The 15,718-nt window shown below is 60.5% G+C and carries 18 protein-coding genes; 9 read left to right on the forward strand and 9 right to left on the reverse strand.

The features are described 5' to 3' along the window. Together argA and fic are read left to right on the forward strand one after the other, a co-directional pair. Complete coding sequence (gene argA, locus ACM62Q_RS07260) at window positions 1–1,320, forward strand: amino-acid N-acetyltransferase (protein WP_415035057.1); 1,320 nt, start codon at window positions 1–3, stop codon at window positions 1,318–1,320. Between the two features lie 86 nt (window positions 1,321–1,406). Beyond that, window positions 1,407–2,012, forward strand: coding sequence for a protein adenylyltransferase Fic (gene fic, locus ACM62Q_RS07265; protein ID WP_415035059.1), 606 nt, complete (start codon window positions 1,407–1,409; stop codon window positions 2,010–2,012). Window positions 2,013–2,094: 82 nt separating this feature from the next. Here fic and ACM62Q_RS07270 read toward each other — a convergent pair whose 3' ends face one another. Beyond that, window positions 2,095–2,934: a ferredoxin--NADP reductase gene (locus ACM62Q_RS07270; protein WP_415035061.1), complete on the reverse strand. Its 840-nt coding sequence runs from the start codon at window positions 2,932–2,934 to the stop codon at window positions 2,095–2,097. Between the two features lie 223 nt (window positions 2,935–3,157). Between ACM62Q_RS07270 and icd the strand changes: the two genes are divergently transcribed. The 3 genes from icd (at window position 3,158) to murI (ending at window position 5,614) form a co-directional block, all read left to right on the forward strand. Further along, entirely contained in the window at window positions 3,158–4,399 is a 1,242-nt protein-coding gene (icd, locus tag ACM62Q_RS07275) for an NADP-dependent isocitrate dehydrogenase (protein ID WP_415035063.1), read from the forward strand. A gap of 84 nt (window positions 4,400–4,483) precedes the next feature. After that, window positions 4,484–4,729: a hypothetical protein gene (locus ACM62Q_RS07280; protein ID WP_415035065.1), complete on the forward strand. Its 246-nt coding sequence runs from the start codon at window positions 4,484–4,486 to the stop codon at window positions 4,727–4,729. A gap of 45 nt (window positions 4,730–4,774) precedes the next feature. Then, window positions 4,775–5,614 carry a glutamate racemase gene (murI, locus tag ACM62Q_RS07285; RefSeq protein WP_415035067.1) on the forward strand — a complete coding sequence of 280 codons (840 nt, stop codon included), beginning with the start codon at window positions 4,775–4,777 and terminating at the stop codon, window positions 5,612–5,614. A gap of 113 nt (window positions 5,615–5,727) precedes the next feature. Here the strand turns inward: murI and ACM62Q_RS07290 are convergent, their stop codons facing one another. Further along, window positions 5,728–6,279, reverse strand: a complete 552-nt coding sequence (locus ACM62Q_RS07290) for an energy transducer TonB (protein ID WP_415035069.1) — start codon at window positions 6,277–6,279, stop codon at window positions 5,728–5,730. Window positions 6,280–6,392: 113 nt separating this feature from the next. Between ACM62Q_RS07290 and ACM62Q_RS07295 the strand changes: the two genes are divergently transcribed. After that, a complete protein-coding gene (locus ACM62Q_RS07295) occupies window positions 6,393–7,409 on the forward strand; it encodes an ankyrin repeat domain-containing protein (RefSeq protein ID WP_415035071.1) in 1,017 nt (338 codons plus the stop codon). 102 nt (window positions 7,410–7,511) lie between these two features. Next, a complete protein-coding gene (locus tag ACM62Q_RS07300) occupies window positions 7,512–7,838 on the forward strand; it encodes a hypothetical protein (RefSeq protein ID WP_415035073.1) in 327 nt (108 codons plus the stop codon). A gap of 531 nt (window positions 7,839–8,369) precedes the next feature. Here ACM62Q_RS07300 and ACM62Q_RS07305 read toward each other — a convergent pair. The 3 genes from ACM62Q_RS07305 to ACM62Q_RS07315 all read right to left on the reverse strand — a co-directional run bounded on the left by ACM62Q_RS07305 (window position 8,370) and on the right by ACM62Q_RS07315 (window position 11,088). After that, window positions 8,370–8,558, reverse strand: a complete 189-nt coding sequence (locus ACM62Q_RS07305; RefSeq protein ID WP_415035075.1) for a hypothetical protein — start codon at window positions 8,556–8,558, stop codon at window positions 8,370–8,372. 142 nt (window positions 8,559–8,700) lie between these two features. Beyond that, window positions 8,701–10,299: a malate synthase A gene (gene aceB / locus ACM62Q_RS07310; protein ID WP_415035077.1), complete on the reverse strand. Its 1,599-nt coding sequence runs from the start codon at window positions 10,297–10,299 to the stop codon at window positions 8,701–8,703. Window positions 10,300–10,314: 15 nt separating this feature from the next. Next, entirely contained in the window at window positions 10,315–11,088 is a 774-nt protein-coding gene (locus ACM62Q_RS07315; protein WP_415035079.1) for a sulfite exporter TauE/SafE family protein, read from the reverse strand. Window positions 11,089–11,256: 168 nt separating this feature from the next. Between ACM62Q_RS07315 and ACM62Q_RS07320 the strand changes: the two genes are divergently transcribed. Continuing rightward, entirely contained in the window at window positions 11,257–12,159 is a 903-nt protein-coding gene (locus ACM62Q_RS07320; protein ID WP_415035081.1) for a LysR family transcriptional regulator, read from the forward strand. Between the two features lie 38 nt (window positions 12,160–12,197). Beyond that, entirely contained in the window at window positions 12,198–12,551 is a 354-nt protein-coding gene (locus ACM62Q_RS07325; protein WP_415035083.1) for a YbaN family protein, read from the forward strand. A 21-nt stretch (window positions 12,552–12,572) separates the two neighbouring features. Here the strand turns inward: ACM62Q_RS07325 and ACM62Q_RS07330 are convergent, their stop codons facing one another. The 4 genes from ACM62Q_RS07330 to ACM62Q_RS07345 are packed head-to-tail and all read right to left on the reverse strand — an operon-like array spanning window position 12,573 to window position 15,670. Then, on the reverse strand, window positions 12,573–13,268 hold the full coding sequence (locus tag ACM62Q_RS07330) for a DUF599 domain-containing protein (protein ID WP_415035085.1): 696 nt from the start codon (window positions 13,266–13,268) through the stop codon (window positions 12,573–12,575). A gap of 6 nt (window positions 13,269–13,274) precedes the next feature. Next, window positions 13,275–14,144, reverse strand: coding sequence for an HDOD domain-containing protein (locus tag ACM62Q_RS07335; RefSeq protein ID WP_415035087.1), 870 nt, complete (start codon window positions 14,142–14,144; stop codon window positions 13,275–13,277). 20 nt (window positions 14,145–14,164) lie between these two features. Then, window positions 14,165–15,013 carry a response regulator gene (locus tag ACM62Q_RS07340; RefSeq protein WP_415035089.1) on the reverse strand — a complete coding sequence of 283 codons (849 nt, stop codon included), beginning with the start codon at window positions 15,011–15,013 and terminating at the stop codon, window positions 14,165–14,167. 39 nt (window positions 15,014–15,052) lie between these two features. Then, window positions 15,053–15,670, reverse strand: a complete 618-nt coding sequence (locus ACM62Q_RS07345; protein ID WP_415035091.1) for a hypothetical protein — start codon at window positions 15,668–15,670, stop codon at window positions 15,053–15,055. Between the last annotated feature and the right edge of the window lie 48 nt (window positions 15,671–15,718).

The raw sequence follows: 15,718 nt of genomic DNA on the forward strand, positions 1-15,718 counted from the left end.
ATGAGCGACACGCCCTACGAACAGCATTTCGTCACCTGGTTTCGCGAGGTGACCCCGTATATCAACGCCTTTCGCGGCAAAACCTTCGTCCTCGCCTTTGGCGGCAAGGCGATTGCCAGCGAGTTCATCAAAACCCTGGCCTACGATGCCAATCTGCTGGTCAGCCTGGGCATTCGCCTGGTGCTGGTGCATGGCGCGCGGCCGCAGATCGAGGAGGCGCTGCGCGAAAAAGGGATCGAATCGAACTATCACCGGGGCTACCGCGTCACCGATGCGGAAAGCTTGACCTGTGTGCTCGATGCCGTGGGCAGCGTTTTTCTCAAGATTGAAGCTTTGCTCTCGCAAGGTCTGCCCAACACGCCCATGGCCAACAGCCGCATCCGCGTCATCGGCGGCAATTTCATCAACGGCCAGCCGATTGGCGTGCTCGACGGCATCGATATGCAATACGCCGGCAAGGTGCGCAAGGTCGATGCCGAAGGCATCATTGCCCAGTTGGGGCTGGGTAATATCGTGCTGCTCAACTGCGAAGGTCCGTCCCTGACCGGCGAAATCTTCAATCTGCAAATGGAAGAAGTGGCCGAGGCCGTGGCCGTGGCACTGAAGGCGGACAAGCTCGTTTATCTCACGGACAGCACCGGCGTCACCGACAAGAAAGGCGAATTGCTCGACGAGCTGACCGCCGACGAGGCCGCCAAGCTGCTCGCTGCGGCCGACTGGCTGACCCCCGACATGCGTCGCTACCTGCCCTGCACCGTGCGCGCCAGCCGCGCCGGCGTGGGCCGCGTGCATCTCATCAGCTATGAGCAAAACGGCGCACTCTTGCGCGAATTGTTCACCCATGACGGTGTCGGCACCGTGGTCACCCGCGAATCGCTGGAAAACATGCGCGAAGCCAAGGCCGACGACATCCCGGCGCTGATCGCCCTGATCGAGCCGATGGAGCAGGAAGGCATTCTGGTGCATCGCCCGCGCGAATTGCTGGAGCAGGAGATCGAGCGTTTCTCCATCATGCTGCACGACGGCATCATCGTCGGCTGTGCCGCGCTCTACCAGCACACCGAGGAGGAAGCCGAACTCGCTTGTTTGGCGGTCAATCCGGATCACCGCGAATGGGGCTACGGCGAACAGCTGATGAAACGCATCCTGCGCCGCGCCCGCCAGGCCGGCATCAAGCGCCTGTTCGTCCTGACCACCCGCACCGAGCACTGGTTCGTCGAGCGCGGTTTCAAATTGGGCACGGTCGATGATTTGCCGGCGGAGAAAAAAGAAATGTACAACTGGCAACGGCGCTCGAAGATTCTGCTGCGCAGTGTTTGAAATCGGCTGACCCCGTTGTCGCACAAGTTGGCGCGGAGGGGGAGATATTTCGGAGCTGAGCGCTTACGAACGATAGGAGTACGAACATGGCGTTGCCCAACAAACTGAATATCACTGACCAGCTCGAACTGAGCAAGGCCGAGGAAAAAATCAGCAAACAAAAAGCCAAGCAGCTCTTTGAAAGCAAGGATATTGACCGCATGGAAATTGGCACGTTCAAAGGCCTGGCACAGATTCATGCCTATCTGTTTGGCGATATTTATCAATTCGCTGGGGAAATGCGTGACGTCAATATCGCCAAAGGCAACTTCAGATTTGCGCCGCGCATGTATCTGCCGCAATCGCTGGAATACATCGGCGCCATGCCGGAAAATACATTCGAGCAGATCGTCGAAAAATATGTCGAGATGAATGTCGCCCACCCTTTTCGCGAAGGCAATGGCCGCGCCACCCGCATCTGGCTCGATCTGATTCTCAAGCATCGCATCCAGCGCGTCGTTGATTGGAATGCGGTGGGCAAGGAGGACTACCTTTCTGCCATGGAGCGCAGCGTGGTGAAAGACGTGGAAATCAAACACCTGCTCAAAGCCGCTCTGACCGACAAAATCAACGACCGCGAGCTTTTCATGAAGGGTATCGACGTCAGCTACTACTACGAGGGCTACAGCGAATACCGGGTCGAGGATTTGTAGAAGCAAGACATGGAAATGTGATTCTGCTGTTGGGCTCTGCTGCGGCACAAGCCGGCACAGCCCTTCGTTGAGATTGCCTGCGCTACCAGTAATTCTCCGTCGCAAAATGCCCCGGCGCGCGGCCCAAGTCGGGGCGCAGATTACGGGCGGTGAGGGCGGTGCGCACGTCGTCGAGCATTTGCGGGTTGCCGCAAATCAGGATGCGGGCCTCGTCATCGAGCGCGAGCTGTGCCGCAGTTTCCAGGCTGCCGTCGGCGATGGCAGCGTCCAGGCGTTGCGCTAACACGCCCGGCACGCTTTCCCGCGTGACGATGGGAATGAAACGCAGCTTGTGGCCGTGTTCCGCCCACAGCGGGTGTTGCGGCAAGGCGGCGATGTCGTCCCGATACGCCAGGTCGGCCGCTTCCCGCACGCTGTAGGCGAGGACGATGTGCGCGTACTGCGCCCACACTGCCGGGTCCTGCAAAATCGAAAGAAAAGGCGCGATGCCGGTGCCGGTGGCGAGCAGCCACAGGGCGTTGCCGCCGACGAAGCGGCTGGTGGTGAGATAGCCATAGGCGGTTTTTTCCACATAGACCGTGTCGCCCACGCTGAGTTTGGCCAGCCGCGAGGTGAAAGCGCCGTCCGGCACCTGGATGGAGAAGAAATCCAGATATTCGTCGTAATCCGCCGAAACCATCGAATAAGGCCGCCAGATGGTGCTGCTTAGGCCACCCATCCCCGGCCCGTCTACGCCGAGGCGGGCGAATTGCCCCGGCTGGAAGCGAAAGGCCGGCGGGCGGGTGAGGCGCAAGGAAAACAGGCGCGGCGTCCAGCGGCGCAGGCTGATGATTTTTTCCGCCGTGCCTTTGAGCAGCGGCGACGGCGGCGGTTTGCGCCAGGCGGGCGGGGCGGCAGGTTTTGCTTCGGTATCGGGCGGCATGGGATGCTCCAACGTCATTTCCGGTTTCGAGGCGGGAGAGGGGGAATGGTTCCGGGAAAATGCTTCCGGGCAAAGCACCGCCGCTGATTTGCGCTGGCGCATTTCTTTTGCTGCAATCTTTCCCCATAATGTTTAACGCAGGCTGCCGGAGACAAGCAGCCGCCGTTGGGCTGCATCTTTGGCGCGGCCTTTCTCGCTCGACAAAATCAACAAAGGAGTTGCCATGACCTCTCATATTCAGATTCCACAAGCTGGCGCAAAAATCGTTCCCGGCCAGCCGGTGCCGGACAATCCGATCATTCCTTTCATCGAGGGCGACGGCATCGGCATCGACATCACGCCGGTGATGATCGAGGTGATCGACGCCGCGGTGGCCAAGGCTTACGGCGGCAAAAAGAAGATTCATTGGATGGAGGTGTATGCCGGTGAAAAATCGGTGCGCCTCTATGGCCCGGACGAGTGGCTGCCCAAGGAAACCTTCGATGCGCTGAAAACCTATGCGGTGTCGATCAAGGGGCCGATGACGACGCCGGTGGGCGGCGGCATCCGCTCGCTCAACGTGGCCCTGCGCCAGGAGCTCGATTTGTACCAGTGCGTGCGTCCGGTGCGCTATTTCAAAGGCGTGCCGTCGCCCTTGAAACAGCCGGAGCTGACCGACATGGTGATTTTTCGCGAGAACACCGAAGATATTTACGCCGGCATCGAATGGGCGGCAGGTTCCGAGGGCGTGAAGAAGGTGGTCGCCTTCCTGCAGCAGGAAATGGGCGTCAGGAAAATTCGTTTCCCGGAAACTTCCGGTATCGGCATCAAACCGGTGTCGGTCGAAGGTACGGCGCGCCTGGTGCGGGCGGCCATCAGGTACGCCATCGACAACGACCGTAAATCGGTGACCTTGGTGCACAAAGGCAACATCATGAAATTCACCGAAGGGCTGTTTCGCGACACCGGTTACCAGATCGCGTGTGAGGAATTCGGGGCCGAGCCGATCGACGGTGGCCCGTGGTGCCGTCTGAAAAACCCGAAGACCGGGCGCGAGATCGTCATCAAGGACGCCATTGCCGACGCTTTCCTGCAACAAATCCTGCTGCGCCCGGCGGAATACGACGTGATCGCCACCACCAATCTGAACGGCGATTACATTTCCGATGCGCTGGCGGCGCAGGTGGGCGGCATCGGCATTGCGCCAGGGGCGAACATTTCCGACAGCTACGCCGTGTTTGAGGCGACGCATGGCACGGCACCAAAGTATGCCGGGCTGGACAAGGTCAATCCTGGTTCGCTCATTTTGTCCGCTGAAATGATGCTGCGCCACCTGGGCTGGAAGGAAGCGGCCGATCTGGTCATTCAGTCCATGGAAGCGGCGATTGGCGACAAAAAAGTCACCTACGATTTTGCTCGCCTGATGGAAGGCGCAGAAGAATTGTCCTGCTCAGAATTTGGCGCGGCCATGATTGCGCGTATGTAAAACGGTTTGGCCCAGCGTAAAATACGCGCCCCCGGCGAATTTTCGTGCGGGGGCTTTCCACTTTCGTCGCAACGGAGAAAAACCATGAAGAAAATTTTTGCTTTGTTTGCAGTTGCTTTCTTTGCCAGCGGCTCCGCCTTGGCTAACGCAGATTGTGCGGCGCAGGCCGTGGATAAAAATGGCAAACCTTTGGCGGGCGCGGCAAAAAGCTCGTTCATGAAAAAATGCCAGCGCGAGAGCTGCTCGACGCAAGCCATCGATAAAAACGGCAAACCTCTCGCCGGTGCCGCCAAAAATTCTTTCATGAAGAAATGCCAGGCCACGCAGTAAACGGAAATTGAGCAGACACACCATGGTCCACCAGGGAGTGCGCGTTTGAATTTTTCAAGCCATACGCTGCATTCGCCGGTGGCCGTTTTTGATTCTGGCTTCGGTGGGCTGACCGTTTTGCGCGCCTTGCGCGAACAACTGCCGGAAGAAGATTTTTTTTATTTTGCCGACACGCGCTATTTTCCCTATGGCGAGCGTCCGGCCGAATTTTTGCGCGCGCGCTGTGTGGCGATTGCGCAAGCCTTGCAGCAGGCTGGCGCCAAGGCATTGGTAATCGCCTGTAATACGGCGAGCGCCGTTGCCGCCGAGGCGATTCGTGCTGCGGTGAACGTGCCGGTCGTTGCCCTCGAGCCGGGTTTGAAGCCGGCGGTAGAACTCAGCCGCAATGGGCGCATTGGTGTGCTGGCGACGCAGCGCACTTTAGAAAGCGAACGTTTTCAGCGTTTGTTGGCAAGCTATGGCGCGGGCAAAGAAATTTTCGGAGAGGCGTGCACCGGGCTCGCCGATGCCATAGAAAATGAGGGGCCGAATTCGTCGAAAGTGGCGGCTTTACTCGATCGTTACGTTACGCCCTTGCAGGCGGCGCAGGTCGACACTGTGGTCCTGGGCTGCACGCATTACCCTTGGGCAAGCCTTCAAATTGCGCAGCGTTTGTCGCCGGGTACGCAGCTGGTCGATACGGGGGCTGCCGTCGCCCGCCAGCTGACCCGTCGCCTGCAGGCCGAACAGCGTGCCGGCGGTGGGCAAGGGCGTTTATTGGCCGGGACGAGCGCCGATCCAGCTGCTTTGGCCGACAAGCTGGAACGGCTCTGGGGAGCGAGCCTGCCGCTGGTATTTTGGGCGCCGCAGGCCGTGGCGGCGGATGTAAGGCCATGCGTTTCGTGAATCCCCCGGCCTGCAGGCCGGTAGCGCATCCGTTGCCAAACTGGTGCCGACTAAGTCCGGCAAAGTCCGTCAGAGGGCGAGTGACGAAGCGAACTGCCTTGAAGCAAGCCTCTTCAGCGCAAGCGAAAACGCACCGGCAGCAAGGCTTCTTGCGGGGCGTCTGCCGGTAGGCCGCGCAGGCGGCGCACCGCGTGCACGGCGGCGGTGTCGAGTAGCGCATGACCGCTGCTTTCCTCGATGCGCGCGGCGCTGACATTGCCAGCCGGGTCGAGGATGAAATAGACCAGCGCCTCGCCTTCCAAGCCTTGGGTGATGGCCTCTACCGGGTAGAACTGCCCGCTGTGCTGCTGTTTGGCGAATTGTTCGCGTACGCTTTGCGTCCAGGTTTTTGCCCGTGCCGCCGGGGCTTTTGGGGCAGTCGGTGGTGGCGCGGGGTGGGCAGCCGCTTCCGGCGGCAGTTGCAATTCTGGTGCCGTTGGCGGTGCTGCCGGAGGCGGGGGCGCTGCGCGCCAGCTGGCTTGCAAAGGCGGCGGCACAGTCCGCGCAGAAGGGGGTGTCGGGTGGGGCGTGGCCAGTATCAGCGCATGGGCGAGCAGGGACGCCGCCAGCGCGAACCCAAGGCGGGAGCCGGGGGCGGCGGCAGGCAGTGAGATTGGGCGCAACATGCGAGAATGGGGGATGGAATGCAACAGCTTAGGGAAGGCAGAGGATGAATAAAGCGCAGCTTGAGACGAAAAATTTGGCGTACATGCGTTGTGTCAGGCAACTGACGGCCGCCATGATAATCGTGATGGGCCTTGCGGTGAGCTGCGCGCCCTCGCTGTATGCTGCGCCCGGCACTACGGCGGTGAAATTGCCCGACCCGGTGACCTTCAGCACGCAGATGGAATTGGGCGACATGAAACTTGCCACGACCTGGCTGGATGCCGGATTATCGCCGGATTTTCTGGGCAGCCGCATCGGTTCCGGCCTGATGATCGGTGCCTGGGAAGGCAATCTGGAGTTGATGCGCTTTTTCATTTCACGCGGGGCGGAGATCGATTTGCGCAATCACAACGGCGAATCGGCGCTGGCCCTTGCGGCTTGGCGCGGCAAAATGGATGCCGTGCGCTGGTTGCTCGAACGCGGCGCGCGCATCAATGCGCCGGCGCGCAGCTGGTCGCCCTTGCATTACGCCGTTTTCGGCGGACATACGGCGGTGGCGGAATATTTGCTGGCGCAGGGCGCAGATATCGACGCGCAAAGCACCAACGGTTCGAGCGTTTTGATGATGGCCGTTTATGAAGGCCATGCCGAGCTGGCCAAAACCTTGTTGGCGCGCGGCGCACGGGTGGATGCACGCAACGACTGGGGCGATGGCGCGCTGGAGTGGGCTATGCGCAACAACCGCACCGATCTTGCGCGCCTGGTCAGCGATCCGGAAACCTTTCAGGCGGCGGTCAACCAGCCCAAGGAAAAATGGGGTACAGCGCAGCGCTCCCTGACCATGAGCCCGGAGCTCGAAACCTTACTGGGGATGCGCCAGCAGCTCAGCGAGCGCGCACTCTCGACAGAAGCCATCGATCGACGCATTGCCGCCGAGCGCGCCCGCATCGCGCGTGAGGCGTTCGAGCGGCCGCAGCTACAGCGCGCCAGCAGTCTGGAAATCACCGCCAAGCGCCAGCAGCCGAATGAGCAATCGGTGCGCATCGTCGGCCAGGAAAAAGCGCCGCGCAAAGGCGGCGCGCCGGTACCGCCGGCGACTTTTCATGGCAAAGCGAAAATGCCGATCAAGGGGCCGGTGCGCAATTATTGAGGCCATTTGTCCTGGTTCACGCCTGCCTGCCCTTCCGGGTAATTGCAGGGTTTCGTACGCTCCGGCAGACTGGCCGGTAATTCATGCTTCGAGGGGAAAAACATGCTCTATGTTGCTCGTGATGCCCAGGGGAAAATCTGCGAACTACACCCGACGCTCTGCGACACCGCGCGGGAATCAGCCCAGGCTGATGATCCCGAGGTGCTGCAGTTCATTCACGAACGCTGGCGGCAGAACGAACTCAACGAACTGGATCGCGAGTTCGTGCGGGCGCTGGAAGACACCATCGAACTGCTGATCAAAAAGAATCTCATCCTGTTTACCGAGCTGCCGCCGCAGGTGCAGGAAAAAATGTCACGGCGCAAGGAAATGCGGCAACAAGGGGGCTTTTTGCCCAGCCTGCTGGATACCGACATCATCCCGTTATAGCGTCTTGCTTTAACGCGGATTCGGCGAATGTGCGCGGATAAACGCGGATCAAAGGCTCTCGCTTACGATTTCATCCGTGTCATCAGATTTGCTCCGCGCCAATCCGCGTTCAATGCTCTACGCTCTGCGCTCGTCCGATGTGCTTTCATGCAAAAATTTTGGATCGGCTCATGACTTTCTTGTTTAACGCGGATTCGGCGGATGTGCACGGATAAACGCGGATCAAAGGCTCTCGCTTACGATTTTATCTGTGTCATCAGATTTGCTCCGCGCCAATTCGCGTTCAATGCTCTGCGCTCTGAGCTCGCCTGATGTGCTTTCATGCAAAAACTTTGGATCGGCTCATGACTTTCTTGTTTAACGCGGATTCGGCGGATGTGCGCGGATAAACGCGGATCAAAGGCTCTCGCTTACGATTTTATCCGTGTCATCAGATTTGCTCCGCGCCAATCCGCGTTTAATGCTCTGCGCTCTGAGCTCGCCCGATGTGCTTTTATGCAAAAACCTTGGATCGGCCCATGACTTTCTTCTTTAAAGCAGCCAGTGGGCAATGGCCGGTAGCAGGGCGGCAGTAAACGGGCCGTTCAAATCTATAACGATCGGCGTGGTGACGGACTTCGGCGCGAGCAAAGCCTGTGTCGCGGTGCCGGCTCCCAGGGCGCGGATGACGACTTCACCCAGGAGCTGGCAAACGAGGAGCAAGGTCAGGGCGGGAAGCATGGTCGATCAGGGAGAGGGCAGGGTAATGAAATGGCCCGCTTGCCTTGGCGAAGCAGGCCGGTGATACGCCTCCAGCTTCTTCACGGCCCAGGGTTTGGCCGTGAAGAGCTGGAGTTGCGCGGCTTTGCGTGGTTTCTGGCGCTCAGGCCATAGCTTCGTACAGCGGCAGCGTCAGGAATTCCGGGTATTCCGGGGTCAGCGACATTTCGTCGAAGATGACAGAGGCTTTGTCGTAGCTGGCGGTGTCTTCACCTTGCGCGGCAACGGCGGCCTTCACCTTGGCCAGTTCCTCGGCGATCATCGGGCGCACCATGTCGACGGTGACCTTGCGGCCATCATCGAGAATGCCCTTGGGCGAGACTACCCACTGCCACACCTGCGAGCGGGAAATTTCGGCGGTGGCGGCGTCTTCCATCAGGTTGTGGATGGGTACGCAGCCGTTGCCGGCCAGCCAGCTGCCGAGATAGTGGATGCCGACGTTGATGTTGTTGCGCAGCCCGGCTTCGGTGATCGGCGTGGTCGGCTGGAAATCGAGCCACTGGGCCGGGCCGAATTTGCCTTCGACCTGCTTGCCGAACTGGTTGGGTTTGTCGCCCAGCACCTTGACGAATTCTTCCATGGCAATTGGCACCAGACCGGGGTGGGCGACCCAGCCGCCGTCGAAGCCGTCGTTGGCATCGCGTGTTTTGTCGTGGCGGATGCCGGCCAGCGCTTTTTCGTTGGCGACCGGATCGTTCTTGATCGGGATCAGGGCGCTCATGCCGCCCATCGCCGGCGCGCCGCGCTTGTGGCAGGCCTGCACCAGGGCCAGGGCGTAGGAGCGCATGAAAGGCACTTCCATCGTGATCGCGCCGCGCTGGGCGAGGCAGAAATCCTTGTTTTTCTTGAACTTCTTGATGCAGGAGAAGATGTAATCCCAGCGCCCGGCGTTCAGCCCAGCGGAGTGGTTGCGCAGTTCATAGAGAATTTCTTCCATCTCGAAGGTGGCGAGAATGGTTTCGACCAGCACGGTCGCCTTGATCGTGCCTTGCGGCAGGCCGATGTGGTCCTGGGCCAGGACGAAGGCATCGTTCCACAGGCGGGCTTCGAGGTGGCTTTCCATCTTCGGCAGATAGTAGAAGGGGCCGGCACCCCGGGCGATTTGCTCCTTGGCGTTGTGGAAAAACACCAGGCCGAAGTCAAAGAGGCCGCCGGAAACGCGCTGGCCGTCAACGAGAACGTGTTTTTCATCGAGGTGCCAGCCGCGCGGGCGAATCTGCAAGGTGGCGATCTTGTCGTTCAATTTGTATTCCTTGCCGGCTTCGTTCTTGAACGAGAGTTCGCGGCGAATCGCCTTGTACAGATTGACTTGGCCTTGAATCTGGTTGTCCCAGTTCGGGCTGTTGGAATCTTCGAAGTCGGTCATGTAGGAGTCGGCGCCCGAGTTGAAGGCGTTGATGATCATCTTGGCCTCGACCGGGCCGGTGATTTCGACGCGGCGGCAGTGCAGGGCGGGCGGCACCGGGGCAACTTTCCAGTCGCCTTCGCGGATGTGCTTGGTTTGCGGCAGGAAATCCGGCATTTCACCGGCATCGATACGCGCCTGGCGCTCGATGCGCGCCTTCAGCAATTCCTGGCGGCGGGCTTCGAAAGCGCGGTGCAGCTGGGCGACGAAGGCGAGCGCTTCGGTGCTCAGAATGGCTTCCCATTCGGGTTTCACCGGAGCGGTGATTTGCATGCCTTGCGGTAGGGTGAGGCTCATGTTTTTCCTTTCAGATCAAGGGGTTTTGTAAAAATAATACAGGGTGAGAAAAATGCCGACGGCGACGATGAAACGGCGCAGCCACTGCGCCGGAATGCGCCGCGCCAGGCGCGCTCCCCAGTAGCCGCCGAGGGTGCCGGTGAGCAGCATGACGAGGGTGTGCGGCCAGGAAATCGCACCGGCGATGACGAAAGTTGCCACGGCCACGGAATAGATCACGGCGGAGAGCCAGTTTTTCAGGGCGTTGATCTCGTGCATGTCCTCGAAGCCCTGGATGGCCAGGGCCGCCAGCATGAGAATGCCCATGCCGGCCCCGAAAAAAGCGCCGTAAATGGAAACGACGAACTGAAACAGCAGCCCGCCCGGCCCGACCTGATGCGCGCTCGCCGCCGTTGCCCGCCGCCCGGCGAGCAGGCGGGAAAGCTGCGGGCTGAAGGCAAAAAGCACGGTGGCGAGCAGCAGCAGCCAGGGAATCAGGCGGCTGAAGGCGGCGTTCGAGGTGGCGAGCAATAACAGGCCGCCCGCGATGCCGCCGACAAAGGCGACCAAGGTGAGCCTGGGCAGCGCGGATTTGAAACGCAGCAATTCGCTGCGAAAGGCCCAGGCACCGGCCAGGCTACCGGGCCACAAAGCGACTGAATTGCTGGCATTGGCCGTCACCGGCGGCACGCCGACGGCGAGCAGGGCGGGGAAAGAGAGAAAGGAGCCGCCGCCCGCCACCGAATTCATCGCGCCCGCACCAAAGGCGGCGAGCGCGATGAGGGCGTAGTGGAGGAAGGGGAGGTCCATCGTGGGTGTTGGGCGGGGGGCTTGGATTGGAGCGGGGGTTCTTCGGTTCGGTCTGTGGCCAGCGCAAAGCCCGCCTCAAGTCTTGTATAAGAGTATATTGTGTATCAGGTGGCGCGATAAGCTGCGCTAAATGCAATTTATCTTGTACTTAATGTATAAAATCAGCGCATGGACGTTTTCAAACAAATGACCGCCTTCGTCGCCGCCGCGCAGCGCGGCAGCCTGTCAGCCGCCGCTCGCGGGGAAGGTGTGACGCCGGCGATGATCGGGCGCCGCCTCGATGCCCTGGAAAACCGCCTGGGCGTGCGCCTGATGCAGCGCACGACGCGCCAGCTGACGCTGACTTCCGAAGGACAGGTATTTTTTGAAGAGTGTCAGCGCTTACTCACCGATTTGGCCAATGCTGAGGCGGCGGTATCTTTGGGTGTCGTGCGCGCGAGCGGCCCCGTGCGTTTGTCGGCGCCGGCGGGTTTCGGCTTGCGCCATGTGGCCCCGCTGGTCGCGCAGTTCATGCAGGCCCATCCGGAAGTGACGGTGAATCTCGATTTGTCGGATCGTTTGGTTGATCTGATCAACGAAAACATCGATTGCGCCATCCGCATCGGTGAGTTGACCGATTCCAGCCTGGTCAGCGTGCGCCTGGGCGAAATGCGCCGGGTGGTGGTGGCCAGCCCGGCGTACCTGGTGGCGCGGGGCGTACCGCACCGGCCGGATGAATTGGCCGGGCATAATTGTCTGGCGCTGGGGCCGCAGCGCGGCTGGATTTTTCGTGATCCCGCCAGCGGTGAGGTGCACACGCGCAAGGTAACGGGAAGTTTTGCCTGTAACGACGGCGCAGTTTTGCACGAGTGGGCCTTGGCTGGGCGAGGGCTGGCCTGGCGCTCGTTATGGGAAGTCGGGCGGGATTTGAGCGAAGGGCGTTTGACCACGGTGCTCGACAGTTGGCAAGCGCCGCCGATGGGGATTTACGCGGTATTTGCCCAGCGCCGTTATTTGCCTCTGCGGGTACGCCTTTTCATCGAGCTTTTGCGGGAGAATTACGGCCGCGACAGTTATTGGGACAGAGGTTGAAATCGCTGGCAAAGGATGTGGCAAAGGATGTGCGTTAAGTGAAAAAACCGGTGTATCGCGCCCTCGGGGCCGCATCTGCGTTGTTGGGTTTGGTGGGTGCCTTTTTGCCGCTGCTGCCGACGACACCTTTTCTGATTCTGGCGGCCTATTTCTGGGGGCGCTCCCACCCCGAATGGGAGGCGCGTTTACTGGCGCACCCTGTATTTGGCTCGATGATCCTTGCCTGGCGTACGCGCGGGGCGATTCCGCTGCTCGGAAAATGCTTGGCGACCGCCATGCTGGCCTTGAGCGCGCTCAGCGGCTGGGTGCATTTGCCGGGCGACTGGCGCTATTTGCCGGCGCTCTTGGGGGCGGCGATTTTGCTTTGGTTGTGGCTGCGTCCCAGTCGGTAAAGCAAGGGAGGCCGGAGAGGGTCAGTCGTTTTCTTCGCGCAGGGCCAATAGCGCCGGTGAGCGGTAATCGCGGCGATAGAGCACGATCAGGATGGCGAGCGAGGCGAGCGCGCAAAGCAGCGGATTGAGTAGCCAGACGGCGGCGGCCAAGCCGAAGTAATAGGCGCGGATGCCACGGTTGAAGTCGTCGCCGGCTAGGCTGTTGGCGGCGGCCAGGCGGCGCGCGAAACGGTCGATTTCTGGCGTGCCGGCGAGCCCTTGCGGTGCGGCACCGACCAGGATGGAAAGCAGATTGAACTGGCGCAGCGCCCAGGTGAATTTGAAGTAGGCGAAAACGAAAGAACCCAGAACCAGCATCAGCTTGATTTCCAGCAATTCGCGGTTGCCCGGTGCCGCAAAGGGCAGGTCGGCAGCCAGGCCGAGCAACTGGTCGGCCGCGCCGAGGGCGGCGATCAAGCCGGCGATGATGTAAATGGTGGTGTTGGCGTAAAAGGACACGCTGGTGACCAGGTTGCCGATCAGGGTGGAATCGGTGACGCGCACATCGCGTTCGAGCAGGCGGTAAGCCCATTGCATGCGGTAACGCTGGGTGGTGCTGTTCAAGCCATGTGCGCCGCGCGGGCTATGTTCGGAAAACCAGGCATAACCGCCCCAGGCGGCAAAAAACATGCCGAGCGCCAGCCAGTCGATGAAGGCGAGATGGGGGAGGGCGTGCATTTTTGTTCAGGTGTTTTCAGCCAGACGAGCGGCCTGCACCATCTCAGCCGGCGCACTGAGGCGCTCCAGCAAGTGACTGCGGTTGATGAACAGCAACTCCTGAATGGCGCGAAAATCATCCGGCAAAGCCGGGTCGTCCCAGCCATTGGCGGCATGGCGGGCCAGATCGAGCGCCAGCGTGACGTTACGCAGATTGGCGTTGTCCTGCGCGTTGTCGTGGCCTTCGAGCAGGCTGAGCAACAACTCCGGCAGGCCCCAGCGTTCGACCAGGGGGCGCATGATGTCGCAAAGCGGCGCGCCAAAAACGCTTTCCTGTACGGCCTTGCTGCGCACCCCGGCGTGCGTGCTCAGAGATTCGCGGGCTTGCACGGCAAGATTGGGGGCAAAGCAGTGCATCAGGATGTCGACGAATTCGTGTAGCAAGGCGGCCAGCGCGATTTCTTCAAAGCGCGTGTTTTGTCGCAACAAGGCCCAGTCACGCGCCCAGATGCTGGCCTGCCGGCTGCGGGCGATGCTTTTTAGCAAACCGAGCATGGCCTTGGGGTAGGCCTTCAGTTGGTGCTCGATGATGGGTAATTCTTGGCAGCTGGTATAAAAACGTTCCGTGCCGATCATCACCAAAATGCGCTCCAGGGTGGTGATATCGGCGTTTTGCCGGGCCGAGCGGTTGGCTTTCATGGTGCGAAACAGGCGCAGTGTCATCAGCGGGTCGTGCGCGACGATCTGGGCCAGCGTGCGGGTGTTGATGTTGTTGGCGGTATCGCGCAGCGCCGCGAGGCGATTGGCGGTCAGGCGCAAAATGGGCAGCTCGATGCCGGCGAAATGCTCTACCCAGGCCGTGGCGCTGGGAAAAGGGTAGTCGATCAGCAAGCTCATGAGCGCATCTCCGCCGCGTTTTAGCGGCCAAAGAGTTTATTCAGAAAATTATGCACGTAGGCCGGGCGCACAGGTTTTACGACATAACCGCAGGCCCCCAGCTGGGCCGCCTGTTGCACCAGCTCACGCGTGGCATTGCCGGTGACCATTACCGCCGCCGTGCGTGGGCTGGCGACGCGGATCTGCGGCAAGGCTTCGAGCCCGGAGAGAATGGGCATGTTGACATCGAGAAAGAGAACGCTGGGCTGATGCAGCTCGGCGCAGCGAATGGCCTCTTCGCCGTTGCTGGCTTGGGCGACGACATCCAGGCCGTATTCGCTGAGAATGCCTTTTAAAAGCAGGCGGATGGCGCTGTTGTCATCAACAATGACAGCAGTCGGGCGTTGGGCGTTTTTGCGCGCAGCCGAGCGCGCCGGGCTGGGGGCGCGGTTGCTTTGGGCAGGGGATTTTGCGTTGGCGTTTGTCTCAGCGTTGGCGCTGGCCTCAGCGTTGGCGGCCATAGCCTGGCGGCGAGTTTCGCTGATCAACTTGAGTTCGTCGATGATTTGTTTTTGCCCGAAGGGTTTGCGCAAAAAACCGGAGGCTCCGGCGTCGGCGGCTTGTTTTTCGATATCCTCGGCTTCCGAACTGGTGATGAAAACGACGTCAATTTCCGGGTAATGCTCGCTGATGTCTTTGAGCAAACTTAGGCCGTCGGCACCGGGGAGCTGGTAGTCCAGGCAGATGATCTGCGGGCGCAGGCGATGGATGTCGTCAAGCAGCGTTGCCCCGGATTCCAGTTCACCCACCACGGGATAACCCTGGCTGTTGAGCAGGGTGCTGAGCAGGGAACGCATGGCGGCGTTGTCTTCGACGATCAGGGTTTTCATGGCGTTGAAAAAAGGCTGTGGGTTTTGCAATGCAGTGTATCAGGCAGGCTGGGGCGCAGCGTGCAGGAGGCGGCGTAGCTCATCGGCACGGATGCGCGCACGGACGCGCCCATCGCGGTGTTTGAAGCTGACCCGTTCCATTTGCGGCGCGAGAATGACGAGATTGGCATCGGTATTTTCTGTGCTGATTTGCAGCACGGCTTCGACCTTGTCGTGGCGCGGCGTGGTGTGCTGCACCTCGATGCCGTGGTTGAGCAGGAAAATTTCCACTTCCTTGGCGCTGTCGGCAAACAATAAAAGATCGATCTGGCTGTACTCGCCCGCCGTGCCATCGAGTACGGAGCCTGTGAGATAGGGATTGAACGGGGCAAGAAATTCCATCAGCTGCAAGGCGGAGCGGCGTAAAGCCTCGAGCATGGCGGGATGTTCGCCGCTTTGGTAGAGGGCGCGGTGGGCGCGCACGGCGTCTTCGACTTCGGCATTGTCGGGCAGCGCCGTATTGTTCGGCAGGCCCAGCTGACGCAGGGCTTTTTTCTTGGCTTGCAGATAGTCTTCCAGGTCGTCTTCGGCGATCAGGCGGGCGGCAACGGCGGCAATGCTGCTGCGCGGATCGCTGGCTGAGGAAAAACGTTTGCGGGAGCTGTTGCGGTGGTGCATGGCGGCTTTTGCCAAAGGGCTCGGGTAGAATGCCGCCTATTCTAACCA

Source organism: Azonexus sp. (genome assembly GCF_047638095.1).
Taxonomy (GTDB): Bacteria; Pseudomonadota; Gammaproteobacteria; order Burkholderiales; family Rhodocyclaceae; genus Azonexus.

Bases quoted from the DNA above. Each gene is read 5' to 3' on its own strand.
- ACM62Q_RS07290 (WP_415035069.1), bottom strand. From the start codon at position 6,279: ATGTTGCGCCCAATCTCACTGCCTGCCGCCGCCCCCGGCTCCCGCCTT.
- ACM62Q_RS07320 (WP_415035081.1), top strand. From the start codon at position 11,257: ATGGACGTTTTCAAACAAATGACCGCCTTCGTCGCCGCCGCGCAGCGC.
- aceB (WP_415035077.1), bottom strand. From the start codon at position 10,299: ATGAGCCTCACCCTACCGCAAGGCATGCAAATCACCGCTCCGGTGAAA.
- ACM62Q_RS07340 (WP_415035089.1), bottom strand. From the start codon at position 15,013: ATGAAAACCCTGATCGTCGAAGACAACGCCGCCATGCGTTCCCTGCTC.
- ACM62Q_RS07315 (WP_415035079.1), bottom strand. From the start codon at position 11,088: ATGGACCTCCCCTTCCTCCACTACGCCCTCATCGCGCTCGCCGCCTTT.
- ACM62Q_RS07305 (WP_415035075.1), bottom strand. From the start codon at position 8,558: ATGCTTCCCGCCCTGACCTTGCTCCTCGTTTGCCAGCTCCTGGGTGAA.
- ACM62Q_RS07335 (WP_415035087.1), bottom strand. From the start codon at position 14,144: ATGAGCTTGCTGATCGACTACCCTTTTCCCAGCGCCACGGCCTGGGTA.
- ACM62Q_RS07300 (WP_415035073.1), top strand. From the start codon at position 7,512: ATGCTCTATGTTGCTCGTGATGCCCAGGGGAAAATCTGCGAACTACAC.
- ACM62Q_RS07330 (WP_415035085.1), bottom strand. From the start codon at position 13,268: ATGCACGCCCTCCCCCATCTCGCCTTCATCGACTGGCTGGCGCTCGGC.
- ACM62Q_RS07270 (WP_415035061.1), bottom strand. From the start codon at position 2,934: ATGCCGCCCGATACCGAAGCAAAACCTGCCGCCCCGCCCGCCTGGCGC.
- ACM62Q_RS07295 (WP_415035071.1), top strand. From the start codon at position 6,393: ATGATAATCGTGATGGGCCTTGCGGTGAGCTGCGCGCCCTCGCTGTAT.
- icd (WP_415035063.1), top strand. From the start codon at position 3,158: ATGACCTCTCATATTCAGATTCCACAAGCTGGCGCAAAAATCGTTCCC.
- ACM62Q_RS07280 (WP_415035065.1), top strand. From the start codon at position 4,484: ATGAAGAAAATTTTTGCTTTGTTTGCAGTTGCTTTCTTTGCCAGCGGC.
- fic (WP_415035059.1), top strand. From the start codon at position 1,407: ATGGCGTTGCCCAACAAACTGAATATCACTGACCAGCTCGAACTGAGC.
- argA (WP_415035057.1), top strand. From the start codon at position 1: ATGAGCGACACGCCCTACGAACAGCATTTCGTCACCTGGTTTCGCGAG.
- ACM62Q_RS07345 (WP_415035091.1), bottom strand. From the start codon at position 15,670: ATGCACCACCGCAACAGCTCCCGCAAACGTTTTTCCTCAGCCAGCGAT.